Annotated in this window: 27 protein-coding genes; all 27 read left to right on the top strand. The window is 34.1% G+C overall.

Annotation, left to right across the window (positions count from 1 at the left end):
- The first annotated feature begins 96 nt into the window (after positions 1-96).
- Positions 97-663: a transcription factor FapR gene (gene fapR / locus CAB05_RS04345; RefSeq protein ID WP_087998573.1), complete on the top strand. Its 567-nt coding sequence runs from the start codon at positions 97-99 to the stop codon at positions 661-663.
- A gap of 14 nt (positions 664-677) precedes the next feature.
- A complete protein-coding gene (gene plsX, locus CAB05_RS04340; protein ID WP_087998572.1) occupies positions 678-1,676 on the top strand; it encodes a phosphate acyltransferase PlsX in 999 nt (332 codons plus the stop codon).
- A gap of 13 nt (positions 1,677-1,689) precedes the next feature.
- Entirely contained in the window at positions 1,690-2,640 is a 951-nt protein-coding gene (gene fabD, locus CAB05_RS04335) for an ACP S-malonyltransferase (protein ID WP_087998571.1), read from the top strand.
- On the top strand, positions 2,634-3,377 hold the full coding sequence (gene fabG / locus CAB05_RS04330; RefSeq protein WP_087998570.1) for a 3-oxoacyl-[acyl-carrier-protein] reductase: 744 nt from the start codon (positions 2,634-2,636) through the stop codon (positions 3,375-3,377). The genes fabD and fabG overlap by 7 nt, the downstream gene beginning before the upstream one ends.
- A 67-nt stretch (positions 3,378-3,444) precedes the next feature.
- A complete protein-coding gene (gene acpP, locus CAB05_RS04325; RefSeq protein ID WP_087998569.1) occupies positions 3,445-3,678 on the top strand; it encodes an acyl carrier protein in 234 nt (77 codons plus the stop codon).
- A 94-nt stretch (positions 3,679-3,772) separates the two neighbouring features.
- Complete coding sequence (gene rnc, locus CAB05_RS04320; RefSeq protein WP_087998568.1) at positions 3,773-4,513, top strand: ribonuclease III; 741 nt, start codon at positions 3,773-3,775, stop codon at positions 4,511-4,513.
- Between the two features lie 118 nt (positions 4,514-4,631).
- Positions 4,632-8,201, top strand: a complete 3,570-nt coding sequence (gene smc / locus CAB05_RS04315; protein WP_087998623.1) for a chromosome segregation protein SMC — start codon at positions 4,632-4,634, stop codon at positions 8,199-8,201.
- A 17-nt stretch (positions 8,202-8,218) separates the two neighbouring features.
- Positions 8,219-9,211 carry a signal recognition particle-docking protein FtsY gene (ftsY, locus tag CAB05_RS04310; RefSeq protein ID WP_087998567.1) on the top strand — a complete coding sequence of 331 codons (993 nt, stop codon included), beginning with the start codon at positions 8,219-8,221 and terminating at the stop codon, positions 9,209-9,211.
- A gap of 183 nt (positions 9,212-9,394) precedes the next feature.
- Positions 9,395-9,727 (top strand): putative DNA-binding protein, encoded by a 333-nt coding sequence (locus tag CAB05_RS04305; RefSeq protein ID WP_087998622.1) that lies wholly within the window; start codon positions 9,395-9,397, stop codon positions 9,725-9,727.
- Between the two features lie 13 nt (positions 9,728-9,740).
- Positions 9,741-11,084: a signal recognition particle protein gene (ffh, locus tag CAB05_RS04300; RefSeq protein ID WP_087998566.1), complete on the top strand. Its 1,344-nt coding sequence runs from the start codon at positions 9,741-9,743 to the stop codon at positions 11,082-11,084.
- Positions 11,085-11,221: 137 nt separating this feature from the next.
- Entirely contained in the window at positions 11,222-11,494 is a 273-nt protein-coding gene (gene rpsP, locus CAB05_RS04295) for a 30S ribosomal protein S16 (RefSeq protein WP_025569022.1), read from the top strand.
- Between the two features lie 13 nt (positions 11,495-11,507).
- Positions 11,508-11,735, top strand: coding sequence for a KH domain-containing protein (locus CAB05_RS04290; protein ID WP_087998621.1), 228 nt, complete (start codon positions 11,508-11,510; stop codon positions 11,733-11,735).
- A 118-nt stretch (positions 11,736-11,853) separates the two neighbouring features.
- Complete coding sequence (rimM, locus tag CAB05_RS04285) at positions 11,854-12,366, top strand: ribosome maturation factor RimM (RefSeq protein ID WP_087998565.1); 513 nt, start codon at positions 11,854-11,856, stop codon at positions 12,364-12,366.
- Complete coding sequence (gene trmD, locus CAB05_RS04280; RefSeq protein ID WP_087998620.1) at positions 12,366-13,112, top strand: tRNA (guanosine(37)-N1)-methyltransferase TrmD; 747 nt, start codon at positions 12,366-12,368, stop codon at positions 13,110-13,112. The genes rimM and trmD overlap by 1 nt, the downstream gene beginning before the upstream one ends.
- 129 nt (positions 13,113-13,241) lie before the next feature.
- Positions 13,242-13,586, top strand: coding sequence for a 50S ribosomal protein L19 (gene rplS, locus CAB05_RS04275; protein WP_087998564.1), 345 nt, complete (start codon positions 13,242-13,244; stop codon positions 13,584-13,586).
- Positions 13,587-13,734: 148 nt separating this feature from the next.
- Positions 13,735-14,295 carry a signal peptidase I gene (lepB, locus tag CAB05_RS04270; RefSeq protein ID WP_087998563.1) on the top strand — a complete coding sequence of 187 codons (561 nt, stop codon included), beginning with the start codon at positions 13,735-13,737 and terminating at the stop codon, positions 14,293-14,295.
- A gap of 48 nt (positions 14,296-14,343) precedes the next feature.
- Positions 14,344-15,243 carry a ribosome biogenesis GTPase YlqF gene (gene ylqF / locus CAB05_RS04265; RefSeq protein WP_087998562.1) on the top strand — a complete coding sequence of 300 codons (900 nt, stop codon included), beginning with the start codon at positions 14,344-14,346 and terminating at the stop codon, positions 15,241-15,243.
- A 70-nt stretch (positions 15,244-15,313) separates the two neighbouring features.
- Complete coding sequence (gene rnhB, locus CAB05_RS04260; protein ID WP_087998561.1) at positions 15,314-16,075, top strand: ribonuclease HII; 762 nt, start codon at positions 15,314-15,316, stop codon at positions 16,073-16,075.
- A 14-nt stretch (positions 16,076-16,089) separates the two neighbouring features.
- Positions 16,090-17,982, top strand: coding sequence for a TP0910 N-terminal domain-containing protein (locus CAB05_RS04255; RefSeq protein ID WP_087998560.1), 1,893 nt, complete (start codon positions 16,090-16,092; stop codon positions 17,980-17,982).
- On the top strand, positions 17,979-18,260 hold the full coding sequence (locus tag CAB05_RS04250; protein WP_087998559.1) for an EscU/YscU/HrcU family type III secretion system export apparatus switch protein: 282 nt from the start codon (positions 17,979-17,981) through the stop codon (positions 18,258-18,260). Before CAB05_RS04255 ends, CAB05_RS04250 begins: the two co-directional genes overlap by 4 nt.
- 355 nt (positions 18,261-18,615) lie before the next feature.
- Positions 18,616-19,776 (top strand): ADP-forming succinate--CoA ligase subunit beta, encoded by a 1,161-nt coding sequence (gene sucC, locus CAB05_RS04245; protein WP_087998558.1) that lies wholly within the window; start codon positions 18,616-18,618, stop codon positions 19,774-19,776.
- Positions 19,777-19,804: 28 nt separating this feature from the next.
- A complete protein-coding gene (sucD, locus tag CAB05_RS04240) occupies positions 19,805-20,719 on the top strand; it encodes a succinate--CoA ligase subunit alpha (RefSeq protein WP_087998557.1) in 915 nt (304 codons plus the stop codon).
- A gap of 59 nt (positions 20,720-20,778) precedes the next feature.
- Positions 20,779-21,663, top strand: a complete 885-nt coding sequence (dprA, locus tag CAB05_RS04235) for a DNA-processing protein DprA (RefSeq protein WP_087998556.1) — start codon at positions 20,779-20,781, stop codon at positions 21,661-21,663.
- A 240-nt stretch (positions 21,664-21,903) separates the two neighbouring features.
- On the top strand, positions 21,904-23,979 hold the full coding sequence (gene topA / locus CAB05_RS04230) for a type I DNA topoisomerase (protein WP_087998555.1): 2,076 nt from the start codon (positions 21,904-21,906) through the stop codon (positions 23,977-23,979).
- Positions 23,980-24,091: 112 nt separating this feature from the next.
- Positions 24,092-25,393: an FADH(2)-oxidizing methylenetetrahydrofolate--tRNA-(uracil(54)-C(5))-methyltransferase TrmFO gene (gene trmFO / locus CAB05_RS04225; RefSeq protein WP_087998554.1), complete on the top strand. Its 1,302-nt coding sequence runs from the start codon at positions 24,092-24,094 to the stop codon at positions 25,391-25,393.
- A 64-nt stretch (positions 25,394-25,457) separates the two neighbouring features.
- The gene (gene xerC, locus CAB05_RS04220) at positions 25,458-26,357 is read left to right on the top strand and encodes a tyrosine recombinase XerC (protein ID WP_087998553.1); all 900 of its coding nucleotides are present in this window, start codon (positions 25,458-25,460) and stop codon (positions 26,355-26,357) included.
- Positions 26,358-26,401: 44 nt separating this feature from the next.
- Positions 26,402-26,947 carry an ATP-dependent protease subunit HslV gene (gene hslV / locus CAB05_RS04215; protein ID WP_087998552.1) on the top strand — a complete coding sequence of 182 codons (546 nt, stop codon included), beginning with the start codon at positions 26,402-26,404 and terminating at the stop codon, positions 26,945-26,947.
- The last annotated feature ends 1 nt before the right edge of the window (position 26,948 follow it).

The raw sequence follows: 26,948 nt of genomic DNA, 5'->3' as shown, positions 1-26,948 counted from the left end.
GTATTAAAAGTTTGCAAAAAACTATTGAAATACAGGGGTGTTTAATATACACTGTATTTAATACCTGGTCATAAATATAGTGTAGAGGTATGTAAAATGAGAAGAAGCAAAAAAGATCGTCATGAATTGTTAAAAAAAATAATTGAAGAAAATCCATTTATAACAGATGAAGATCTAGCGATTCAATTGTCTGTCAGTATACAAACTATTCGTCTTGATCGTCTTGAATTATCGATTCCTGAGTTGAGAGAACGTATCAAAAATGTTGCCACTCAGCAATTACAAGATGTAAAATCATTACCTGTCGATGAAATTATAGGCGAAGTGATTGATATTCATTTTAATGAAAGTGCCATTTCTATATTTGATGTGAGAGAAGAACATACTTTCAGTCGTAATGGCATTGCTCGAGGTCATCATTTATTTGCACAAGCTAACTCTTTAGCAGTAGCGGTCATTCACGATGATTTAGCTTTGACAGCTAAATCAAATTTTGTTTTTATTAAACCTGTAAGAACAAATGAACGAGTTATTGCAAAAGCGAAAGTGTTACCGCAAACTGAAGATCCGAAGCGAAGATTAGTTGAAATCAATGGCTTTGTTGAAAATGAGCAAGTTTTTCATGGCTTATTTGAAATGTACCATCGAAGTATTGAAGAATAGGGAAGTGACAATTGATGAAATTAGCAATAGATGCAATGGGTGGAGATCATGCACCAAAAGCGATCGTTGAAGGTGCAATGTTAGCTATAGAAAATTTAACTGATTTACATATTACTTTAATCGGTGATGAGTCGAAAATTAAACCATTTTTAACAAATGATAAGAACATCACCATTATTCATACAGATGAAGTGATTGAAGGGACAGAAGAGCCTGTTAGAGCTGTCCGTAGGAAGAAAAACGCTTCTATGGTTCTTATGGCAAATGAAGTCAAAGAAGGTAGAGCGGATGCTTGTATTTCAGCTGGTAACACAGGAGCATTAATGACAGCAGGTTTACTTGTTGTAGGTCGTATGGAAGGTGTAGAACGTCCTGCCTTATCACCAACAATGCCTACGCTTGATGGAAAAGGTTTTGTTTTTCTTGATGTAGGTGCTAACGTTGATGCAAAACCAAACCATTTATTGCAATATGCAGTAATGGGATCAGTGTACGCTGAAAAAGTAAGAGGAATTAAAAATCCAACAGTTGGCTTATTAAATGTTGGAACTGAAGATAAAAAAGGTAATGAACTTGCAAAACAAACATTTCAATTACTGAAAGAGAGTAACTTAAACTTTATTGGAAATGTGGAAGCAAGAGATTTAATGAATTCTGTTGCAGATGTAGTTGTTACAGATGGTTATACTGGTAATGTAGCCTTAAAAGCAATTGAAGGAACTGCGCTTGCAATGTTTTCATTAATTAAAGATGCGATGCTTACAAGTTTTACAACTAAGCTTGCAGCAGCTGTATTGAAGCCTAATTTAAAAGGTATCAAAAAGAAAATGGATTACGCTGAATATGGTGGTGCTGCACTATTTGGACTAAAGGCACCTGTAATTAAAGCTCATGGGAGCTCTGATTCATTAGGGATTTATAGTGCGATTAAACAATCAAAAACGATGGTTGACCATAATGTTGTAAAGTTAGTAAGTGATCACATGGAAAATAATAACGAATTAAACACATAAGGGGGTCACTCCATTGGGTAAAGTGGCATTTATTTTTCCTGGTCAAGGATCACAAAAAGTTGGAATGGGTAAGGATTTAGTTGAGGCATATCAAGAATGTAATGCGATTTATGAAACTGCAAATAATCAAGTAGGCTTTAATCTGTCTGACATTATTTTTAATGGTAACGATGAAGATTTAACTGTTACATATCATGCACAACCTGCGATATTAACAACTTCAATTGCTCTATTAGAGAAAATAAAAGAAGCTGGGATTAAACCTGATTACGTTGCTGGACACAGTTTAGGTGAGTTTTCTGCACTTGTAGCTGCAGAGGCAATTTCATTTGAAGATGGTGTTAAACTAGTTCATAAACGTGGAAAGCTAATGGATCAAGCGGTTCCAGTTGGACAAGGTGCGATGGCTGCTGTCTTATTTTTAGCTCCTGATAAAATCGAAGAAGTTCTTACTGAAGTGAATAAAAAAGGTCATTCTGTTGGAGTGGCAAACTATAATTCACCTACTCAGGTCGTAATAACTGGTGATGCAGAAGGTGTTCAAATTGCTTCTGGTTTATTGAAAGAAGCTGGCGCTAAGCGTGTATTACCGCTTAAAGTAAGTGGACCGTTTCATTCGTCATTAATGAAACCTGCAAGTGAAGAATTCCAAAATGAGCTTGGAAAAATAAATGTTGAATCATGTACTTACCCATTAATTTCAAATGTAACTGCTAAGCAAATAACGGAGGCAACAGAAATTAAAGAATTATTAGTACAGCAGTTATTTTCACCAGTAAAATGGAATCAATCAATTCAAGAATTAGTGGAACTTGGCGTTGACACGTTTGTTGAAATAGGACCTGGTAAAGTATTAACTGGTCTTGTGAAAGCAATTTCTCCTTCAGCAAAACTAGTAAATGTGTATGATGTTGAAACATTAAAGCAATTTCTACTGGAATGGGAGGAAATAAAAACATGTTAAAAGGTAAAGTAGCACTAGTTACTGGTGGTTCTAGAGGAATAGGTAAAGCAATTGCTTTATCATTAGCGAAAAACGGTGCAAACGTAGTTGTAAACTATTCAGGTAATGAAGAAGCTGCACAAAAAGTAGTAGAAGAAATTACTGCTCTTGGCGTGAAGGCGATCGCATATAAAGCAAATGTATCTAGCAGTGATGAAGTTGCTGCTCTAGTAAAAAATACAGTAGATGAATTTGGAAGTATTGATATTTTAGTTAACAATGCAGGGATCACACGTGATGGATTATTATTACGTATGAAAGATGCTGATTGGGACGCTGTAATCGATACGAATTTAAAAGGTGTATTTAATTGCATCAAGGCTGCTGCTAAATTTATGACTCGTCAGCGTAATGGACGTATTATTAACATCAGTTCAGTAGTTGGTCAAATTGGTAATCCTGGACAAATGAATTATGTTGCTGCTAAAGCAGGCGTTTTAGGTTTAACAAAAACAGCTGCTAAAGAATTAGCTTCTAGAAATATTACAGTTAATGCAATTGCACCTGGATTTATTGAAACTGATATGACAAATGAGCTGAATGAACAAATCAGAAATAGTATGTTAACGAATATTCCATTACAATCTTTTGGCCAACCAGAAGATATTGCGAACGCAGTTGTATTCTTAGCAACAGATGCTAGTCGTTACATTACAGGGCAAACAATTAATGTTGATGGCGGACTTGTAATGAATTAGTTTGGCGTTTTCAACATTTTTATGTATAATTCATAAGTAGACAATCATTGGGGGGAGGTGAATAATAATGCAAGACGTATTAGAACGTGTATCAAAGATTATTGTTGACCGTTTAGGTGTAGAAGAATCTGAGATCGCTATCACAAGTCGTTTCAAAGAAGATTTAGATGCAGACTCATTAGACGTTGTTGAATTAGTAATGCAATTAGAAGATGAGTTTGAATTAGAAATTTCAGATGAAGATGCTGAAAAAATCGTCACAGTTGGTGATGTTGTGAACTACATAGAGAGCAACATGTAATGAGAAAAGTCCCGTATTTTGTACGGGACTTCTCATCATTTTCTCGAGTAAGTAGTCTAAGCAGCATATCCGATTGGTTTAGGTGGAGGTAAATATGCCGCATTCAAGAAGAGTTAGAGAATATAAATTATCTGATGTTGAAAAAGAAAATTTTATTAGGTTTCAAAAGCAGATTCAAATTACTTTTAGTAATGAGGGTTTACTTATACAGGCATTTACACATTCATCCTATGTGAATGAGCATCGAAAAAAACCATATGAAGATAATGAGAGATTGGAATATTTAGGTGACGCAGTGCTAGAATTGACGGTTTCACAATATTTATTTCAAAAGTATACAACGATGAGTGAAGGTGAGTTAACGAAATTACGTGCAGCTATTGTATGTGAACCATCACTAGTCAAGTTTGCAAATGAATTAGATTTTGGTCGTTATATCTTACTAGGACGCGGAGAAGAAATGACGGGTGGACGTACTAGACCGGCATTGTTAGCTGATGTATTTGAGGCATTTATTGGTGCTTTGTATTTAGATCAAGGATTACAAGTCGTAACAAACTTCTTATCTCTTCATGTATTCCCTAAAATCAATGATGGTGCTTTTTCGCATGTGATGGATTTTAAAAGTCAATTACAAGAGTTTGTGCAAAGAGATTCCACAGGTTCAATAGAATATAAAATTTTACAAGAAAAAGGTCCTGCGCATAATCGTGAGTTCGTATCAAAAGTACTTTTAAACGGTGAAACGTTAGGAATCGGAAGTGGACGATCAAAAAAAGAAGCCGAACAGCATGCTGCTAAAGAAGCATTATTGAAGCTAAAAGAGTCTAAATAGTAGATTTCTAGTAAAAAACAAGTAGAATCTTGTCAAAATTACTTAGAAAATGACGAATTCCCCCTTTTAAGGGGGAGTTTTTGTGTATATAATTAAATCAAAAAAAGGAGGAATTGAGTTGTTCCTCAAACGATTAGATATATTAGGATTTAAGTCGTTCGCTCAGCGAGTTAATATAGATTTTGTTAAAGGTGTTACTGCAGTAGTTGGACCAAATGGAAGCGGTAAAAGTAATATTACAGATGCAATCAGATGGGTTCTTGGAGAACAGTCTGTTAAATCATTACGTGGAGCAAAAATGGAGGATATTATTTTTGCAGGTAGTGATGGTCGAAAGCCACTGAATTACGCAGAAGTTACAATAACTTTAGATAATGAGGACCAGCAGTTACCGCTTGAGTACAATGAAGTAAGTGTAACTCGACGTGTGTACCGTTCTGGAGATAGTGATTTTTATATCAATAAACAATCATGTCGCTTAAAAGATATTGTCGATTTATTTATGGATTCTGGTCTGGGTAGAGAAGCGTTTTCTATTATTTCGCAAGGTAAAGTAGAAGAAATATTAAGTAGTAAACCAGAAGAAAGAAGAGGAATATTTGAAGAAGCTGCTGGTGTATTAAAATATAAAAATCGCAAGAAAAAAGCAGAAGCAAAATTAAATGAGACACAAGAAAATTTAAACCGAGTTGATGATATATTATTTGAATTAAGTTCTCAAATAGAACCTTTAAAAATTCAAGCTTCTATTGCCAAAGAATACATAGGTCATAAGGAAGAATTAGAAAAGGTTGAAGCTGCTTTATTAGTATTTGAGATTGAATCATTACATCAAAAGTGGGAAGAATTGAAAAAAGAAATTGCTCAAAATCAAGATTTAGAAATAGCATTATCTACTGAGATTTCTAAAGAAGAGTCAAAGCAACATGAATTACAAGAGAAGTTAAATGCATTAGATGAATCAATTGATCAGCTTCAACAAGTTCTTTTGACTGTTACAAAAAACTTAGAAAAATTTGAAGGTCAGAAAGAGTTGATGAAGGAACGTAAAAAAAATACTTCGACTCAATCTGAACAATTAAGAACACAAATTGATGAGATTTCAAATGGTTTAAACGAGCTTCAGGAATTAATTGAAGTTGAACAAACTAGGAAAAATACTTCTTCGCAAAATGTGAAAAAATACAGACATGAAATACAACAAGTAGAGTCTGAAATCACTTCATATGAAGGTGATATTGAAGAACAAATCGAAATGATTAAATCTGATTATATTGAACTCTTAAATAAACAAGCTTCAATTAATAATGAGAAAACTATGTTAGAGAAGCAATTAGAGCAGTTTTCAGTTAAATCTAGTCGCTTAGATGTTGAGAATGAAAAATACATTCTACAAAGAGAACAATTGAATCAAAAGAAAAGTGGGCTTTTAGAAGAGAAATATCAATTTGAATCAAATTTAAAAGAAATCACTCAGCAATTGGAATCTAATTCAAGAGAATTTGAAAAAGTTTCAAATGAACTGAAAGAAAAAGAAGAATTATTGTATAAAGCATATCAATTTATTCAACAAACAAAATCCCGAAAAGAAACGCTTGAAGAATTACAAGAAGACTTTGCAGGTTTTAACCAAGGCGTTAAAGAAATATTAAAAGCTCGAGGTACAAAGCTTGAAGGGATTAAAGGTGCAATTGCAGAAATCATATCAACGAACAAACAATATGAAATAGCAATTGAAATCGCGCTTGGTGCAGCTACACAACAAATTGTCGTTCAAAATGATGAGCATGCAAGAAAGGCTATTCAATTTTTAAAACAGCAGCGCCTTGGTCGAGCAACGTTTTTACCAATGAATATTGTTAAAGCGCGTACAATACCAGCTGGCGTAATAGAGGGTTTAAAGAATCACCCATCATTTGTTGGTGTTGCATCTTCACTTGTTAGTTTTTCGAGTGAATATGAACAGGTTATTCAAAATCTTTTAGGGACTGTGTTAATTGCGCAGGATCTGAAAAGTGCGAATGAACTGGCAAAACATGTTGGACACCGTTATCGTTTTGTCACACTAGAAGGTGATGTTGTCAATCCTGGTGGGGCGATGACTGGTGGAGCAGTTCGTGCGTCAAATTCTTCTTTATTAGGAAGGCAACGTGAATTAGAAGAAATTACTGCTAAACTAATAGAGATGCAGGAAAAAACCCTCGTTGTAGAACGTGAAGTACAATCATTAAAAACACTAAAACAAACGAAAACTGTTGAGTTAGACAAAATGAATTCAGCAGTTATGCAAGAGAAACAAGCACTTTCTCAAACGATGGATCAGTTAAGAAGTATCGAATTTGAAGAAAAGAACATTAATGATGCACTTGCGATTTATGACTTAGAAATGGGAAGTTCAGCTAGTGATCAAATGAGAGCTAAGTCTAGACTTGATGAATTGATTACATTATCTTCTAGTATTAAAAATGATATTTCTTCAAAAGAGCAAAGTATCAATGAATTAACAGGTCGAAAACAAAATCAAAAAGCAATCAAGGATGAACTCCAATCCAAACTAACAAATGTGAAAATTTCGTTAGCTGGGGAAGAACAAACATTAAATTATAGTATCGAGCGTATTCGTCAATTCGAGGAAAATGCGAAAAAACAAAAACAGCTTTTAGAAGATACAAAAGAAAAAATTATTTTCCTATCAAGTGAATTAATGACGAATGAAAATGGTAAAGAAGAACTTGAGAAAATGATTTCAGATACACGAAATGAATTTTCTAAAACGAATGAAATTATATCAAAGCGTCGCCAGCAGCGTTTAGCATATCAAACAGAGATTGAAGATTATGCTAGTTCTTTACGTGAAAAACAACGCCAATATAAGTCTTTGTCAGATTTGTTGAAACAACAAGAAGTAAATAGTAATCGTTTAGATGTTGAATTAGAAAATCGTCTAGAGCAGTTAAATATAACGTATATGACAACGTATGAAGCGGCAAAAATGAAATATACATTAGATCTACCTGTTGAGGATGCTAGAAAACGAGTGAAACTATTAAAACGATCTATTGAAGATCTTGGTACTGTTAATATTGGGTCAATTGAGGAATATGATCGCGTTTCTGAGCGCCATGATTTTCTTCAAGAACAACATACAGACTTGAATGAAGCGAAAATAACGCTTCATAACGTTATTAGTGAAATGGATGAGGAAATGACAAAACGATTTGAAACGAGCTTTAGTGCAATTCGAGAGAAGTTTCAAGTTGTCTTTACTCAATTGTTTGGCGGTGGTAGAGCAGATTTAGTTCTGACTGACGAAGATAATTTATTATTAACGGGTGTCGATATCGTTGCGCAGCCTCCTGGGAAGAAACTTCAGAACCTAGGACTGTTATCAGGTGGTGAGAGGGCCCTTACGGCAATCGCATTACTATTTGCGATTTTACAAGTTCGTCCTGTACCTTTCTGTGTGTTAGACGAAGTAGAGGCAGCTTTAGATGAAGCCAATGTGGCGAGATTTGCTAAATTCTTAAAATACTTTAGTGAACAGACACAATTTATCGTGATTACCCATCGTAAAGGAACGATGGAGGAGTGCGATGTATTATATGGTGTAACAATGCAGGAATATGGCGTATCAACATTAGTCTCCGTTCGATTAGACGAAGGTGAAGAGCTATTGTCGAACGGTTAGTAGAAAGGTAGGAAGCTATGAGCTTTTTTAAAAAATTAAAAGAAACGATTTCAAAGCAAACAGAGACTGTAACCTCAAAGTTTAAAAGTGGATTAGAAAAGTCGAGAAATAATTTAACAGAAGGTTTAAATGATTTATTTGCAAGATATAGAAAAGTTGACGAAGATTTCTTTGAAGAGCTAGAGGAAATTCTAATCATGGCAGATGTTGGTGTAAACACTGTTATGGAATTAGTTGAAGAACTTAAATTTGAGGTCAAACGTAAAAATATCCAAGATCCAAAAGAGGTTCAAGAGGTTATTTCTGAGAAATTAGTTGAATTATACAAAGGAAATGATTTAGATGATGAGTCATTTGAATTAAAAATAAATCCGGATGGTTTAACAGTTGTACTATTTGTTGGTGTTAACGGAGTTGGTAAAACAACATCGATTGGGAAAATAGCACACAAACTGAAGCAAGAAGGTAAGAAAGTATTACTTGCTGCTGGAGATACTTTTAGAGCAGGAGCGATAGAACAGTTAGAAGTATGGGGAGATCGTGTTGGTGTTGAAACAATAAAACAAGCAGCAGGTTCTGATCCAGCGGCTGTAATGTACGATGCTGTTCAAGCTGCGAAGGCTCGTAAGGTTGACGTGTTACTTTGCGATACTGCTGGAAGATTGCAAAACAAAGTCAACTTAATGAAAGAGCTAGAAAAAGTAAAAAATGTCATTTCTAGAGAAGTTCCAGGAGCACCACATGAAGTTCTTTTAGTAATCGACGCTACAACAGGTCAGAATGGTCTTGTCCAAGCGAAAACATTTAGAGACGCAACAAATGTTTCAGGGATCGTTTTAACGAAATTAGATGGTACAGCTAAAGGTGGAATTGTTTTAGCCATTCGTAACGAATTAAAAGTACCAGTTAAATTTGTCGGTCTTGGAGAACAAATGGACGATTTACAACCATTCCAAGCTGAGCAATTTGTATACGGATTATTTGGAGATTTAATCAAAGAACAGGATTAAGAGAATCTGTTTAAATGGGCATGAGATGTGTATTCTAAATTTAGTCACATCCCATGCTTTTTTTTCTATGCTCTATCCATACCATAAAGTAAAAATGCTTGACAGGAGCAAAGGGATTAGGTAAACTACAAATGTAAAGGCAATTCACTTAACAAGGGAGTGATAGTATTGGCAGATCATACAATGTTAGATAAGACGATGAGAATCAATTATCTTTATGATTTTTATCAATCTCTGTTAACTCCAAAACAACAAAATTATATGTCACTATATTATTTAGATGACTATTCTTTAGGTGAGATTGCAGAAGAATTCAGCATTAGTAGACAAGCGGTTTATGATAACATAAAGCGAACTGAAGCAATGCTGGAGGAATATGAAGAGAAATTATTACTTCTAAAAAAGTTTCAACAACGTACTGAACTCTTAAATCAATTGAAAACTTTCTCTGAAAAGGGTAAAGTTGTAGATGACGAGTTTCTTCGAGTAATCGAAGCGTTAGAGAAATTAGAATAAGGAGGACGGTTTTATGGCATTTGAAGGATTAGCCGACCGACTTCAAAAGACATTACAAAGAGTTCGAGGCAAAGGTAAAGTAACAGAAGCTGATGTCAAGGAAATGATGAGAGAAGTACGCCTAGCTTTATTAGAAGCTGACGTTAACTTTAAAGTTGTAAAAGATTTTGTGAAACGTGTTTCTGAACGTGCAGTTGGTCAAGAGGTTTTACAAAGCTTAACGCCTGGTCAACATGTAGTAAAAGTAGTTCAAGAAGAACTAACAGCATTAATGGGTGGAGAACAAAGCAAAATTGCTGTTTCCAATCGCCCTCCTACCGTTATTATGATGGTTGGTTTACAAGGTGCTGGTAAAACTACTACTACAGGTAAGTTAGCTAATTTACTTCGAAAAAAGTATAATCGTAAACCACTACTAGTTGCAGCTGATATTTACCGCCCTGCGGCAATTAAACAGTTACAAACGTTAGGGAAACAATTAGATATGCCTGTCTTCTCTTTAGGAGATCAAGTAAGCCCTGTTGAAATAGCAAAACAAGCAATTCAACATGCGAAAGATGAACATCTTGATTACGTCCTAATTGATACTGCAGGTCGTTTACATATTGACGAAGGCTTAATGGAAGAGCTTGAACAAATCAAAGAACTTTCAAAGCCGGATGAAATCTTCCTAGTTGTTGATGCAATGACTGGACAAGATGCTGTCAATGTGGCACAAAGCTTTAATGACCAACTTGGATTAACTGGTGCTGTTCTTACGAAGCTTGATGGTGACACACGTGGTGGTGCTGCTTTATCGATTCGTGCTGTTACGAATACCCCGATTAAGTTCGTTGGTTTAGGAGAGAAGTTGGACGCATTTGAACCTTTCCACCCTGAACGAATGGCTTCACGTATTCTAGGAATGGGCGATGTGTTAACTCTTATTGAGAAAGCACAAGAAACCGTTGACCAAGAAAAAGCAAAAGAATTAGAACAAAAACTAAGAAATGCATCCTTTACATTAGATGACTTCTTAGACCAACTTTCACAAGTTAAAAAAATGGGGCCACTTGGAGACATTTTAAAAATGATGCCAGGTGCAAACAAAATTAAAGGATTGAATGATCTGCAAATTGACGATAAACAAATCGCTCATGTAGAGGCAATTATCCAATCTATGACAAAACAGGAAAAGATTCAACCTGATATTATTAACTCTAGTCGTAGAAAACGTATCGCAAAAGGTTCTGGTCGTCCTGTACAAGAAATAAACCGTTTGTTAAAACAGTTTGAAGAAATGAAAAAAATGATGAAGATGATGGGTGGCGCGCAAAAAGGTAAGAAAAAAGGCTTTAAATTTCCTGGCTTATTCTAACCAAGTTTTGCATGGAATTCCAACATTTAACATTGTTTAATAAAAAATTAATACTGTTAAGAAATTTTACTTTACAAACAGTATGAGTTTTTGATAATATACTAATCGTTGTAAATATTTTCGGAGGTGCTTTAAAAATGGCAGTTAAAATTCGTTTAAAACGTATGGGAGCTAAAAAATCTCCTTTTTATCGTGTAGTAGTAGCAGATGCTCGTTCTCCTCGTGACGGACGTTTCATTGAAGAGATTGGAACTTACAATCCAGTAGCTCAACCAGCTGAAATCAAAATTAACGAAGAAGCAGCATTAAAATGGTTAGGAACAGGTGCTAAACCATCTGATACAGTTCGTAACTTATTCTCTAAAGCTGGTATCTTAGAGAAATTCCACAACGCTCGCAACGGCAAGTAATATGGAAAAAAAGATGAATACACTCATTAACGCAATTGTTTCAAGTCTTGTAGATCATCCAGAGGACATTTCACTTCAAGTAAAAGAAGATGAAAACAATCTATACTTTCATTTACAGGTTAATCCTGAAGATGCAGGTAGAGTGATTGGCAAACATGGTAAAATTGCTAAGGCGATTCGTACTGTTGTATATGCAGCAAGTAATGAACATGCTAAACGTATTCACTTAGATATTCAGTAATATTGACGGTCCTTGGCTATTGCTAAGGGCCGTTTTCAACATTAACAAGACATATCTATTTATTGAATGGCTACAATAAGGTGTAAAGCTTGTAAATAATATTTATAGAGGTATAAAGATGAAATATTTAAATGTCGGTAAAATTGTTAATACACATGGTGTTCGCGGAGAAGTTCGTGTTATTTCAAGAACAGATTTTCCAGAGAAAAGATACAAAAAGGGCAATACTTTATATTTGTTTAAACAAAATGATGAGACACCTATTACTTTAAAAATAACAAATCACAGGGTGCACAAAAATTTTGATTTATTAACCTTTGAAGGTTTCGATTCTTTAAACGAAGTTGAACCATTTAAAAATAGCATTTTAAAAATAACAGAAGATCAATTACATAGCTTAGAAAAAAATGAGTATTACTATCACGAAATTATTGGTTGTATGGTAGAAACGGTTGATGGTGAGGAAATTGGTAAAATTAAAGAGATTTTATCACCTGGAGCGAATGATGTGTGGGTAATTCAACGTAAAGGTCAAAAAGATGCTTTAATTCCTTATATTGAGCAAATTGTTAAAGAAGTAGATATCGAGAATAAGTTGGTCAAAATTGAATTAATGGAAGGCCTTCTATGATGAAGCTAGATTTTTTAACACTATTCCCAGAAATGTTTGAAGGTGTTCTACATTCTTCCATTTTGAAAAAAGCTCAAGAAAAAGAGGCTGTTGAGTTTCGATGTGTTAATTTTAGGGATTATTCAACGAATAAACACTCTAGTGTGGATGATTATCCATACGGTGGTGGAGCAGGCATGGTATTAGCGCCACAGCCAATATTTGATGCTGTTGATGATTTAGTCTCAAAAAGTGAAAACAAGCCTAGAGTAATCCTTCTATGCCCTCAGGGAGAGAGGTTCACCCAACGCAAGGCTGAAGAACTAGCGAATGAGGAGCACTTAATCTTTATTTGCGGTCATTATGAAGGATACGATGAACGTATTCGCGAACACATTGTAACAGATGAGATTTCAATTGGAGATTATGTACTGACTGGTGGCGAACTTGGAGCGATGGTTATTGCTGATAGTGTTGTACGTCTAATTCCAGGAGTGCTAGGAAATACGACGTCAAAAATTGAAGATTCATTTAGTACAGGATTATTAGAGCATCCACACTATACTAGACCGGCTGAGTTCAGAGGGTTAAAAGTACCTAATGTGTTATTATCTGGTAATCATGCTCATATCGAAGAATGGCGTACGAAGCAATCATTTAAACGTACGCTGGAAAGAAGACCGGATCTATTAGAAGACTACACTTTAAACAAAAAAGAAGAGAAATGGATGCAGCAAATAAAAGACGAAATGAATCAGGAAAATTAGTTGCATACAAACTCATAATATGTTAATATAACTTGTGGCTTGAGTAAATACTTAAGCCTTTATTCTCGGTGTTCCGCTGTGAGTGAATAAATCTTGTAAGAGCATCGGTTGAAAAGGGGAGCATAAATTATGCAAAATTTAATTAACGAAATTACAAAAGAACAACTTAGAACTGACTTACCAGCATTCCGTCCTGGTGATACTGTACGAGTTCACGTTAAAGTTGTTGAGGGTACTCGTGAGCGTATCCAATTATTCGAAGGTGTAGTTATTAAACGTCGTGGTGGCGGAATTAGCGAAACTTTCACAGTTCGTAAAATTTCTTACGGTGTTGGTGTTGAACGTGCGTTCCCATTACACACTCCAAAAATTGCTAAATTAGACGTTGTTCGTCGCGGTAAAGTACGTCGTGCTAAACTTTACTACCTACGTGCACTTACTGGTAAAAAAGCAAGAATTAAAGAACTTCGATAGTCTTTTGAAAGGAGCTTGTATTAAACAAGCTCCTTTTTTTCTAATTAATGTAGTTATGATATAATAAAACGTAAATTAGTACATACATAGTAGTGTTAAATGAATTGTATATTTATGCCTAGAAATTGGTATTGTTATAATTGGAGGGATTAGTTTGAAGGAAAACAACGGTGGCGGAATTTGGGAATTAATCAAAACAATTTTTATTGCACTTATACTTGCAATAGGTATTCGAACATTCCTATTTACTCCAGTTCTTGTAGACGGAATTTCAATGATGCCAACACTGCAAGATCAAAGTAGAATGATTGTGAATAAAATCGTTTATAAATTACATGAGCCTGAAAGATTTGATATTGTTGTATTTCATGCAACAAAGGAAAAAGATTATATTAAACGTGTAATTGGTTTACCAGGTGATACAGTTGAATATAAAAATGATGTTTTATATGTAAATGGTAAAGCGTATAAAGAGGCGTATTTAAACGAATACAAAAAGGAAACAACAGATGGTCCTCTAACTGAAAACTTCAAATTAGAAGAAATAACTGGTAAAAAGACGGTACCAAAAGGTGAAGTGTTTGTTTTAGGTGATAATAGAAGATTAAGTAAAGATAGTCGTATTATTGGAACAGTAGATCAAGATGAAATACTAGGTCGAGCTAGTTTTGTATTTTGGCCGTTTTCAGAAATAAAAATGGCAAAATAATTGAACTGTTCTATTCGAAATTATTTAAATGTATAAGAAGGTGGCAACATGACAATTCAATGGTTTCCAGGCCATATGGCAAAAGCTAGAAGACAGGTTACTGAAAAGTTATCAGTAATCGACGTTGTAATAGAATTAGCGGATGCTAGGGTACCAGCGGCTTCAAGAAATCCTATGATTGATGAAATAATCTCAAATAAACCTAGATTACTCTTGCTGAACAAAGCTGATTTAGCTGATCCAAGAACAACACAAGCTTGGTTAGCACATTATGAAAAGCAAGGTGTTATGGCAATCGCGATAGATGCACAATCCGGTCAAGGATTAAAAGCAATTATTACTTCGTGTCAATTACTTACAAAAGAGAAATTCGATAAGATGCGAGCAAAGGGTATAAAGCCTAGAGCAATTAGAGCATTAATTGTTGGAATTCCAAATGTAGGGAAATCAACTTTAATAAATAAGTTAGCTCGTAAAAATATCGCAAAAACAGGTGATCGTCCTGGTGTAACTCAGGCTCAACAATGGATTAAAGTAGGTAAGGAAATAGAATTATTGGATACGCCAGGAATTCTTTGGCCTAAATTCGAGGATCAATTAGTTGGACTACGTTTAGCTACTACAGGTGCGATTAAAGACAGTATTATCAATTTACAAGAAGTAATGGTATATGCAATAAAGTATTTAAGAGAGTATTATCCAAATGTATTAAAAGAACGATATGATATGAGTGAAGACATATTATTTTCAGAAGATGTCGTTCCGATTTTTGATCATATTGGAAGAAAACGTGGATTACTAATGTCTGGTGGTTTTATAGACTACGATAAAACATCTGATTTATTCCTACGAGAGTTAAGAGCGGGAAAATTAGGTAGACTTTCGTTTGAAAATCCAGCAATGCATCGTGAGGATGACAAAATATTAGAAGAAAGTGCGCAAGAATAGGCGTACTTTCTTCTTTTTTAATGAAATTTGAGGAGATTTAACCGATATAGTTTATAAGGAGTAACAGGGGATGACACAGACAATTGAACAAATAAAAGAGATATTAAGTGACTTAACTGATGAAAAAAGTGATGTTTTCATTGAATTAAAAAATGATCAACGCATTGGTGTTCAAAAGTTAATAGCAAAATGGTATCGTGAACAAGAAAAAATAGAAATGGCACGTGCAAAGTTTCATAAGATGATGGAATATGAAAAAAATCTTTACGGACAAAACATCACATTAATCGCTGGAGTCGACGAGGTTGGAAGAGGTCCGTTAGCTGGTCCAGTTGTAGCGGCTGCTGTCATTTTAGATCAAGAAAATGAGCTAATTGGATTAGATGATTCTAAAAAATTGTCAAAAGAAAAAAGACAATATTTTGTTGAGAGGATAAAAAGCGAAGCCATTTCATATGGAATCGGTATGGCGAGTTCGGTTGAAATTGATGAACTGAATATATATGAAGCAACAAAGCTTGCCATGAAACGAGCAATTGAACAATTACACAAAATTCCTGAACATTTATTAATTGATGCGATGAAACTACCAATGGAAATTTCACAGACATCAATCATCAAGGGTGATGCAACAAGTATTAGTATCGCAGCAGCGTCCGTATTAGCCAAAGAAACTAGAGATTCACTAATGGTCGAACTTGGGAAAGAGCATCCTCATTATGGATTTGAAAAGCATATGGGGTATGGAACGAAAGAACATCTTGAAGCGATTGAGCAATTTGGGATTATTCATGAGCATCGGAAATCATTTGCACCTATTAAGGGAAGGTAAAGGATTGATACAATATGCAAAATGCAGGTATTTCAACCGTACTGGCGACAAATGCAAAATATTTTATACCTAACACTGAATTAAAAGAAGGACAAATTGTTGTCGGGAAAGTAAATGAGCTAGAAGAAGATGGTACTGCAAGAATTATTATTAATGGGAAAATCATTACAGCAACAGTTGTAGAAGAAGCATTATCAAAAGGTAAGTTTTATTTTGAGGTAAAAGACTTTAAAGATGGTAAAGTCGAATTAAAAGTAATTAGTGAAATTAAACAAAATGATCAAAAGAACTCTGCTCAAATTTTAAAAGAATTAGATATACCGGTGACGAAAGATTCAGAAGCGGTAATTAAATTATTTTTACAAAGTGAACGTGCAATCACTAAGAGCGAAGTGCTAGAAGTAATGAATCAATTGTTAAAATCACCTAATAAACAACTAGTATTAGATTCTCTTTCTTTTTTAATGAAAAAGAATTACCCGATTAATGGAACTTTATTACAAAGCTTGATAACTAGCTCAGAGACCGAATTAGCCAAGATTTTTTCAACAATAGAAAACTTGCCCAAAGAATTAACCAATACGAATGTAGGTAAACAGTTACATTCTATGATTAATTTATTGAAAAATAATAGTATTATTACTGACTTTCAACAAGAACAATTACAATTAGGAATGCAAATAATAACAGATTCAAATGACGATACAAACTTAGTTAATACATGGAATAAACAATTTACTTCGAAGGAAATAAGTCAATCAAAGTTTTTTGGACAAGAAGTGTTTCAAAATGTATTCAAGCTTGCAGAACATTCTCCAACAGTTAGTAAGGCAATTTTGAATATATTAAGTGACTTACCAGAGTTTAGCTCAGTAAAAACTGAGTTGACAAGAGTACCTTTAAATCTAGCGAACCAACTGTTTCAATTAGAAGAAACTAGTTTACTAGATGATCAACAACTTCCATCTAACTCTTTATTACCACTTGGTAAAACAGAAATAAATGATATAAAAAATAAAATCGACACTTTTATGACGAAACATATTTCTAATGACCCAATTCATTCTGAAGAAAAAATAGCGTTTTTAACACGGGTGTTATCAACAATTAACGAGGATGGAAAATCTAATCAATTAACAAAGTTATTTTTGCAAAACCAATTATTTAATGGAGTGAATTCAAGTACATCAGATCCGGTAAATGAACTTTTCCAACTGTTAATTAATGATAAGATAAAAAATAGCGTTGTTAATGCAGATCAAATAACAAAACAAATTAAAAATCATCAAGATTTAGTTGGTTTTAATACTGAAAGTAAAATAAGTGACTTGTCATCATTAAATAAAGCAATAATGAATGAACAATTTCCTACTTTAAAAGAAATTGCTTTAAAAGCATTAAATAGTAATCTACCTGAGGGATTAAAGCATCCAATAGAGCAATTAATTACGAAAATTACAGCTGGTCAAATAACAATGATTCATCAAAATGGACCAGAGTATAACTATTCTACTGTAATACCGCTCTTTTTAAATAATTGGTCAACCGATTTAACAATTCAATGGACTGGAAAAGAAAGCTCTTCAAATTCTAAGGAAATTCAATCAAATCATTGTCACATTTTATTTTTCTTAGAACTTGAAACACTGAAAGAAACGATGGTAGATGTATCAATCCAAAATCGAGTCGTAAATGTCACGATTTTTAATAATAATACAGCTTTAAATGCCATGATCTCATCAACTCAACCATTGATAAAAGAGAGTTTAGCTAAGCATGATTTTCAATTATCGATGATTAAATGTTTACCGTTTAATAATGAACGTGAACAAAAAATGAAAGAATTAAAATTTAATAATAGTTTACTTTCTAGTCGTGAGTACACAGGGGTCGATTTACTAATATGAAAAATAATCAAGAAAAGAGAAAAGAAGCAATTGCCTTAAAATATAATACCGAACTTGATTCAGCCCCAAAACTTGTTGCAAAAGGTAAAGGGGTTATTGCAGATGAAATTCTTTCAAAAGCAAAAGAATTTGGTGTTCCAATTCAAGAGGATCCCTCGTTAGTGGAGGTATTAAGCCAATTAGAAATCAATCAAACAATCCCAGAAGATTTATATAGTGTTGTTGCAGAACTATTTGCTTTTATCTATCGTGCAGATCAGCAATTAAAAAATAAATAGGGAATAGCACCATGAATTAATTGTTCCGTTTAATTGCATTTAAAGCAGAAAAAACACGGTGAGATTCCATTCACATAAAAATGACTTTGTATGAATCTCTACTAATTTCAAAGGGAGTCATAAATCTTACGATCGAATCAACTTTATTTTTAATGAACAAATAGCTTTTGAAAAAGAACATATAATAATATTGTAATATGATAAAACTCTTTCATGAAATCTTGATGAAAGGGTTTTCTTTATAAAAATGCATAATATTTTTTTGTTTTCTACTAAAGTATTTACAGTATATTCTGTAAGAGATACAATAGGTATGTGTTTTAATTTGTCTTGTTCTAAAAGGGGAGGATGGATCATGAATATCCATGAGTATCAAGGGAAAGAAATCCTACGAAGCTATGGCGTAAAAGTACCAAATGGTAAAGTTGCTTTCACAGTTGAAGAAGCAGTAGAAGCAGCAAAAGAATTAGGTACAGCTGTATGTGTAGTTAAAGCTCAAATTCACGCTGGTGGCCGCGGTAAAGCGGGTGGCGTAAAAGTAGCAAAAAATTTAGATGAAGTAAATACATATGCTAGTGAAATTCTAGGCAAAGTATTAGTTACTCATCAAACAGGACCAGAAGGTAAGGAAGTAAAGCGCTTACTTATCGAAGAAGGCTGCGATATTAAAAAAGAATATTATGTTGGTTTAGTTTTAGACCGCGCTACTTCACAAGTTGTATTAATGGCTTCTGAAGAAGGTGGAACTGAAATTGAAGAAGTAGCTGAAAAAACACCTGAAAAAATCTTTAAAGAGTATATTGATCCTGCAGTAGGTCTACAAGGCTTCCAAGCACGTCGTATTGCGTTCAATATCAATATCCCAAGTAATCTTGTAAACAAAGCTGTTAAGTTCATGATGGGCTTATATAAAGCGTTTGTTGAAAAAGATTGCTCAATCGCTGAAATTAATCCATTAGTAGTTACTGGTGATGGAGAAGTAATGGCATTAGATGCAAAGTTAAACTTTGATTCAAATGCTTTATATCGTCATGCAGATATTTTAGCTTATCGCGACCTTGAAGAAGAAGATCCAAAAGAGATCGAAGCTTCTAAATTCGATTTAAACTATATTTCTCTATATGGAAATATCGGATGTATGGTAAATGGTGCTGGACTTGCTATGGCAACGATGGATATCATTAAACATTACGGTGGAGATCCGGCTAACTTCCTTGATGTGGGGGGCGGTGCAACTGCTGAGAAAGTAACTGAAGCATTTAAAATCATCCTTTCTGATCAAAATGTTAAAGGTATTTTCGTTAACATTTTCGGTGGCATCATGAAGTGTGACGTTATTGCAGAAGGTGTTGTAGAAGCTACTAAACAAGTTGGCCTACACTTACCACTAGTTGTTCGTTTAGAAGGAACAAATGTTGAATTAGGTAAGAAGATTCTTAATGAGTCTGGCTTAAACATTGTTGCAGCTGATTCAATGGCTGACGGCGCTGAAAAAATCGTTGCACTTGTAGGTTAAGCTAAAGGGTAAGAAAGGGAGGATAAAAATGAGCGTATTTATTAATAAAGATACTAAAGTCATTGTACAAGGTATTACTGGTTCACAAGGCTTATTCCATACAACTCAAATGTTAGAGTATGGTACTAAAATTGTTGGCGGTGTAACTCCTGGTAAAGGTGGAACTGATATCGCAGGCGTACCTGTATTTAATACAGTTAAAGATGCAGTAGATGCAACTGGTGCAACAGCATCAGTAATCTACGTACCACCAGCATTCGCAGCTGACGCAATTATGGAAGCTGTTGATGCAGAATTAAATATCGCTATTTGTATTACTGAAGGTATTCCAGTACTTGATATGGTAAATGTTAAAAAGTACATGGAAGGCAAAAAGACTAGATTAGTTGGGCCAAACTGCCCAGGTGTTATTACGCCTGATGAGTGTAAAATTGGTATCATGCCAGGTTATATTCATAAAAAAGGTCATGTTGGAATCGTATCGCGTTCTGGTACGTTAACATATGAAGCTGTTCATCAATTAACTCAAGCTGGTATTGGTCAATCTACAGCTGTAGGTATTGGTGGAGACCCAGTAAATGGCACAAACTTCATCGATGTTTTAAAAGCATTTAATGAAGATCCAGAAACATACGCTGTTATTATGATTGGTGAAATCGGTGGAACGGCTGAAGAAGAGGCTGCTGAGTGGGTTCAAGCTAATATGACAAAACCAGTAGTTGGATTCATCGGTGGTCAAACTGCACCAGAAGGTAAACGTATGGGCCATGCTGGAGCAATCATTGCAGGTGGTAAAGGTACTGCGAAAGAAAAAATGGCTACAATGGAAAGCTGTGGCATTAAAGTAGCAGTTACACCAGCTGTAATGGGTGAAACATTAATCGGTGTATTAAAAGAGCGTGGCTTATATGAACAATGTAAGACACATGAAGCTTTAGTATAAGATGTAAAATGAAGTAGCCTCCATATGGGGGCTACTTTCATATCAAGAAAGGAGAAGGAATGAGTAAAGAACAAAGATTAATTCACTTACATACTTTTTTATTTGATGATTATCATGCAATGAAAAGAATCCTCCAGTTTGATCCACAATTAAAAAACCTCTATCAATATACCCCATCTTATTTGAGCACTACTTTTCGAATGTCCAAAAGAGCTTCCGAAAAACTTTATCAACAACTTCATTCTAATTCTATTTATGACATTTTAGAGAATCTTTCTAAAAAAAATATTAAAATGATTACAATAAATAGTGATATATATCCTATCTATTTAAAGGAAATACATGATCCTCCATTTGTTCTATATTGTATTGGGAATCATAATCTATTAAAAACAAAAAAACTGATTAGTATAATTGGCTCAAGAAAGCCTTCCAATTTGGCAAAAATCAATTGCGATTCAATTATAAAGGAACTGATTAGTGATCAATGGGTTATTGTAAGTGGTTTAGCTCTTGGCTGTGATGCAATTGCCCATCGTTCTACAATTCATCATGATGGAAAGACTATTGGTGTTATTGGAAGTGGACTGGATTTTACATATCCAAAGGAAAATCTGGATTTATATCAAGAAATTCCGAAAAACCATTTACTGATTAGCGAGTACCCTCATTATATAAAACCCGAAAAACGGTATTTTCCAAGAAGAAATAGAATCATTGCAGGACTTTCAAAAGGGTTAATCATACTAGAAGCAAATGAAAGAAGTGGTACGATGATCACAGCAAATTTTGCATTAGATTATGGAAGAGAGGTATTTGCAATACCAGGTCCGATTATAATGGAAGAATATAAAGGTAACCATCGTCTAATACAAGAAGGAGCGAAGTTAATTACTTCATCAAAAGATATATTAGAAGAATTTATAGAATTTACGAAAAAATAAAATAATAAGTTTAGATTGCAAAAAATTGACAATACTATTGCGACTTATGTTATTTTATAACTAAAATTAATTTGACTAATGTATAGATAAAACTATACAATTTGAAATTGTATGAAGGAAAATCAAAAAACAAATTGAACTCTTCTTATAATGAAAGTCTTTAAATACTTCTTAAAGATAAAAGATAGAAACAGGAATACAGAGAGTTTTGAAAACCGCAACTCTCAGGAGGCTTAAAAAATGGCAGAAAACTTAGTTATAGTGGAGTCCCCTTCAAAGGCTAAAACCATTGAAAAATATTTAGGTAAGAAATTTAAAGTAATCGCATCAATGGGACATGTTCGAGACTTACCAAAAAGTCAAATGGGGATTGAAATAGAAAACGATTACAACCCAAAGTATATTACAATACGTGGAAAAGGACCTGTATTGAAAGATTTAAGATCAGCAGCTAAAAAAGCTAAAAAAATCTATCTTGCAGCCGATCCAGACCGCGAAGGAGAAGCAATTGCTTGGCATATTGCGAATACATTAAACATTGATATAACTTCAGATTGTAGAGTTGTTTTTAATGAGATTACAAAAGAAGCAATTAAAGAATCTTTTAAAAAACCAAGACCAATCAATATGAATTTAGTAGATGCGCAGCAAGCAAGACGAGTTCTTGATCGCTTAGTAGGATACAATATTAGTCCTTTATTATGGAAAAAAGTAAAAAAAGGATTAAGTGCTGGCCGTGTTCAATCAGTTGCATTAAGACTAATCATAGAGCGCGAAAAGGAAATCACTGTTTTCCAACCAGAAGAATATTGGTCGATTAAAAGTAAAGCAATTTCAAAGAAAAATACATTTGATACATTTTTCTATGGAATCAATGGAAAGAAACTTGAGTTAAGCTCTGAAAATGATGTAAATAACGTATTATCACAAATAGATGGAAATGATTTTACAGTTCAAAGTGTGACAAGAAAAGAACGTAAAAGAAATCCAGCAACTGCTTTTACGACATCATTACTTCAACAAGAGGCTGCTCGAAAATTAAATATGCGAGCAAAAAAGACGATGATGATTGCCCAGCAATTATATGAAGGTATTTCGTTAGGTAGTGGCGGGCAAGTCGGTTTAATTACATATATGAGAACAGATTCTACTAGAATCTCAGATGTGGCTGCTGAGGAAGCAAAGTCATATATTAAAGATACTTATGGTGCAGACTACATAGCGACTAATAAAAAAAGTGAAAAAAAATCTGATAAAGTTCAAGATGCTCACGAAGCAATTCGTCCAACTTCTACTTTACGTACACCAGATACGATTAAAGCACATGTAAGTCGCGATCAATATCGACTTTATAAATTGATTTGGGAACGATTTATTGCAAGTCAAATGGCATCAGCTATATTAGATACTGTTAAAGTGGACTTAATCAATAATGATGTTCAATTTAGAGCAAACGGTTCAGTTGTAAAGTTTCCTGGATTTATGAAGGTGTATATTGAAAGTAATGATGATGGTACAGAGGAAAAGGATCGTATTTTACCTCCATTAAAGGAAGGTGAAACAGTTCAACTTGAAGAGATCCTACCTGAGCAGCACTTTACACAACCACCACCAAGATATACAGAGGCTAGATTAGTTAAAACTTTAGAAGAGCTAGGTATTGGGAGACCATCAACTTATGTACCTACACTAGAAACAATTCAGAAGCGTGGTTATGTTTCTTTAGACAATAAGCGATTTGTACCGACTGAGCTTGGACAAATAGTGTTTGATCTAGTATTGGAATTTTTCCCAGAAGTGATTAATATCGAGTTTACTGTGCAAATGGAAGGCGACCTAGATAAAATTGAAGACGGTAATATAAATTGGATTCAAATTATCGATAATTTTTATCAAGGATTCGAAAAGCATTTAGTGATCGCTGAAAAAGAAATGCAAAAGGTAGAAATTAAAGATGAGCCGGCTGGAGAAGATTGTGAATTATGTGGAAGCCCAATGGTATTTAAAATGGGACGATATGGAAAATTCATGGCGTGTTCAAACTTCCCAGATTGTCGAAACACAAAAGCAATCGTGAAGGAAATAGATGTAAACTGTCCTAATTGTAAAGATGGTAGAATCATTGAACGTAAATCAAAGAAAAATCGTATTTTCTATGGATGTAACAATTATCCTGAATGTGATTTCTTATCGTGGGATAAACCGATTGCAAGACCATGTCCAAAATGTGAAAACTTATTAGTAGAAAAGAAAATGAAAAAAGGTATACAAGTTCAATGTGTATCATGCGACTACAAAGAGGATCAACAAGTGTGAGCAATTTTTTTGCTCACTTTTCCTTTTCATTTCACTTTTTTAAAAACTAAAATTAAGAAACTAACAATAAAATAAATACGTATAGTAGGATACAACGTAGAAGGAGTTATCAATGGAACAATTTATTAACGTAATAGGTGCAGGTTTAGCAGGAAGTGAAGCTGCATATCAAATTGCAAAAAGAGGAATTAAAGTTCATTTATATGAAATGAGACCGGTACGACAAACACCTGCCCATCATACAGATAAGTTTGCTGAGTTAGTTTGTAGTAACTCACTTAGAGCAAATACATTAACGAATGCTGTAGGTGTCTTAAAAGAGGAAATGAGAAGACTAGATTCAGTCATTATTCGTTCTGCAGATGAATGTGCTGTACCTGCTGGAGGCGCTCTTGCCGTTGATCGTCATGAATTTGCTAGTAAGGTAACTGAATATGTGAAAAATCATCCAAATGTAGTAGTACATAATGAAGAGATGACAGAAATTCCAGAAGGACCAACAATCATTGCGACAGGCCCATTAACTTCACCTGAGCTTTCTCAAAAGCTAAAAGATTTAACTGGCGAAGATTATTTTTACTTTTATGATGCTGCAGCACCTATTATTGAAAAAGAAAGTATTGATTTAAATAAGGTTTATTTAAAATCAAGATATGATAAAGGTGAGGCTGCTTACTTAAATTGTCCAATGACAGAAGAAGAATTTGATCGTTTTTACGAAGCTTTAACGACTGCTGAGACAGTGCCATTAAAAGAATTTGAAAAAGAGATATTCTTTGAAGGATGTATGCCGGTAGAAGTAATGGCAAATAGAGGGAAACAAACATTATTATTTGGTCCAATGAAGCCAGTGGGTTTAGAAGATCCAAAGACAGGTAAAATACCTTATGCTGTTGTTCAACTACGTCAAGACGACAGTGCAGGAACTTTATATAATATAGTAGGATTCCAAACACATTTAAAATGGGGACCACAAAAAGAAGTGATTCAATTGATCCCAGGATTGGAAAACGCAGAGATTGTTCGTTACGGGGTAATGCATCGTAATACATTTATCAATTCTCCAAAGCTATTAGAAGCTACTTATAGATTCAAAGGTAGAGACGATTTGTTCTTTGCAGGCCAAATGACTGGGGTAGAAGGATATGTTGAATCTGCTGCTTCAGGATTAGTTGCTGGAATAAATGCTGCTAGATTAGTTTTAGGTAAGGAATTAGTACAGTTCCCAGCGGAAACAGCTATTGGTAGTATGGCAAATTATATTACGACAACTAGTGCAAAACACTTCCAACCAATGAATGCTAATTTTGGACTTTTCCCAAGATTAGAGGAAAAAATTAAGAGAAAACAAGAACGATATGAAGCATATGCAAATAGAGCATTAGAATCAATTATGAATTTTGTGGAATGTTGAGAAAATAAATTGCAAATAGCTACTATCTATGTTAGTATGTAGTGGCTTGTGAGGAGAAATTACCTTGAATATTAAAATATTGTGTCAATTATTCATTCAGTATTTACAATTAGAGAAAAACTCTTCACAATACACATTAAATAGTTATCAAAAAATTATTGAACAATTTCTAGTTTTTATGGAGCAACAATCCATTTCTTCATTTTCTTCAGTTACATATTTTGATGTTCGTCTTTATTTAACGACTTTACATGATAAACAGTTATCAAGACGTACAGTTTCTAAGCATATTTCTTGTTTAAGAAGTTTCTATCGTTTTCTAATGCGTGAAAACGAAGCGAAAGAAAACCCATTTATTTTAGCATCGCTTCCTAAAAAAGAAACTATGATCCCTAGATTTTTATATAAAGAAGAACTTGAAAAACTATTTACGATTAGCAATCTAGAACATGAGCTTGGTCAACGAAATCAAGCTCTATTAGAATTGCTATATGCTACTGGAATCCGAGTAAGCGAATGCTGTAGTTTGAAATTAAAAGACATTGATTTTCATATTGGAACAATTTTAGTTACTGGCAAAGGTAATAAGCAACGATATGTTCCATTTGGTAGTTTTGCAGAAAAAGCGCTTCATACATATATAGAAGATGGCAGAAATAAACTGATAGTAGCTAATCAGCAAAATAATGATGATCTTTTTTTGAATCATCGTGGAAAGAATCTTACGCCAAGAGGAGTAAGAGTTATTTTAGAAAAGATGATCAAAGAAACTTCGTTAACAAACAAGATTCATCCACATATGTTAAGACATACTTTTGCAACACATATGTTAGATAGTGGAGCAGATATTCGTAGTGTTCAAGAACTGTTAGGACATGAGAATTTATCTTCAACACAAATCTATACACATGTTACGAAGGAAAGATTACAAAAAGTATACAATCTACATCATCCTAGAGCTTAAAACATGCTCAATTTTAGAAATCGGTATTTCTAAGGAGGATTTAAATGTCCAATTTTCACGCTACAACGATATTCGCGATACAACACAATGGTAAAAGTGCAATGGCAGGTGACGGTCAAGTTACATTTGGAAATGCAGTCGTAATGAAGCACACTGCTAGGAAGGTTAGGAAACTTTTTAATGGAAAGGTTCTTGCTGGATTTGCAGGTTCTGTTGCCGATGCGTTTACACTTTTTGAGTTATTTGAAGGCAAACTCGTCGAATATAATGGAAATATTCAACGAGCAGCAGTTGAATTAGCCAAAAAATGGCGTACAGATCGAGTACTACATAAACTTGAAGCATTGCTGATCGTAATGGACCATAACTCATTATTATTAATTTCAGGAACTGGAGAAGTAATTGAGCCTGATGATGGAATTCTTGCGATTGGCTCTGGAGGCAACTATGCATTAGCTGCTGGTAGAGCATTAAAAGAAAACGCCGGAGATAATCTTACAGCTAAACAAATAGCTTATGCAAGTTTAAAAACTGCAAGTGATATTTGTGTTTATACAAACGGAAATATAATTTTAGAAGAATTAGAATAGG

Origin of the sequence: Gottfriedia solisilvae (genome assembly GCF_002128405.1) — a bacterium.
Classification (GTDB): Bacteria; Bacillota; Bacilli; order Bacillales; family Bacillaceae_G; genus Gottfriedia; species Gottfriedia solisilvae.
This window is presented reverse-complemented; position numbering and strand designations above follow the sequence as displayed.

Excerpts from the sequence above, each read along its gene's own strand:
- fapR (WP_087998573.1), top strand. The coding sequence starts at position 97 with ATGAGAAGAAGCAAAAAAGATCGTCATGAATTGTTAAAAAAAATAATT.
- plsX (WP_087998572.1), top strand. The coding sequence starts at position 678 with ATGAAATTAGCAATAGATGCAATGGGTGGAGATCATGCACCAAAAGCG.
- fabG (WP_087998570.1), top strand. The coding sequence starts at position 2,634 with ATGTTAAAAGGTAAAGTAGCACTAGTTACTGGTGGTTCTAGAGGAATA.
- acpP (WP_087998569.1), top strand. The coding sequence starts at position 3,445 with ATGCAAGACGTATTAGAACGTGTATCAAAGATTATTGTTGACCGTTTA.
- rnc (WP_087998568.1), top strand. The coding sequence starts at position 3,773 with ATGCCGCATTCAAGAAGAGTTAGAGAATATAAATTATCTGATGTTGAA.
- ftsY (WP_087998567.1), top strand. The coding sequence starts at position 8,219 with ATGAGCTTTTTTAAAAAATTAAAAGAAACGATTTCAAAGCAAACAGAG.
- CAB05_RS04305 (WP_087998622.1), top strand. The coding sequence starts at position 9,395 with ATGTTAGATAAGACGATGAGAATCAATTATCTTTATGATTTTTATCAA.
- ffh (WP_087998566.1), top strand. The coding sequence starts at position 9,741 with ATGGCATTTGAAGGATTAGCCGACCGACTTCAAAAGACATTACAAAGA.
- rpsP (WP_025569022.1), top strand. The coding sequence starts at position 11,222 with ATGGCAGTTAAAATTCGTTTAAAACGTATGGGAGCTAAAAAATCTCCT.
- CAB05_RS04290 (WP_087998621.1), top strand. The coding sequence starts at position 11,508 with ATGAATACACTCATTAACGCAATTGTTTCAAGTCTTGTAGATCATCCA.
- rimM (WP_087998565.1), top strand. The coding sequence starts at position 11,854 with ATGAAATATTTAAATGTCGGTAAAATTGTTAATACACATGGTGTTCGC.
- trmD (WP_087998620.1), top strand. The coding sequence starts at position 12,366 with ATGAAGCTAGATTTTTTAACACTATTCCCAGAAATGTTTGAAGGTGTT.
- rplS (WP_087998564.1), top strand. The coding sequence starts at position 13,242 with ATGCAAAATTTAATTAACGAAATTACAAAAGAACAACTTAGAACTGAC.
- ylqF (WP_087998562.1), top strand. The coding sequence starts at position 14,344 with ATGACAATTCAATGGTTTCCAGGCCATATGGCAAAAGCTAGAAGACAG.
- rnhB (WP_087998561.1), top strand. The coding sequence starts at position 15,314 with ATGACACAGACAATTGAACAAATAAAAGAGATATTAAGTGACTTAACT.
- CAB05_RS04255 (WP_087998560.1), top strand. The coding sequence starts at position 16,090 with ATGCAAAATGCAGGTATTTCAACCGTACTGGCGACAAATGCAAAATAT.
- CAB05_RS04250 (WP_087998559.1), top strand. The coding sequence starts at position 17,979 with ATGAAAAATAATCAAGAAAAGAGAAAAGAAGCAATTGCCTTAAAATAT.
- sucC (WP_087998558.1), top strand. The coding sequence starts at position 18,616 with ATGAATATCCATGAGTATCAAGGGAAAGAAATCCTACGAAGCTATGGC.
- sucD (WP_087998557.1), top strand. The coding sequence starts at position 19,805 with ATGAGCGTATTTATTAATAAAGATACTAAAGTCATTGTACAAGGTATT.
- dprA (WP_087998556.1), top strand. The coding sequence starts at position 20,779 with ATGAGTAAAGAACAAAGATTAATTCACTTACATACTTTTTTATTTGAT.
- topA (WP_087998555.1), top strand. The coding sequence starts at position 21,904 with ATGGCAGAAAACTTAGTTATAGTGGAGTCCCCTTCAAAGGCTAAAACC.
- trmFO (WP_087998554.1), top strand. The coding sequence starts at position 24,092 with ATGGAACAATTTATTAACGTAATAGGTGCAGGTTTAGCAGGAAGTGAA.
- hslV (WP_087998552.1), top strand. The coding sequence starts at position 26,402 with ATGTCCAATTTTCACGCTACAACGATATTCGCGATACAACACAATGGT.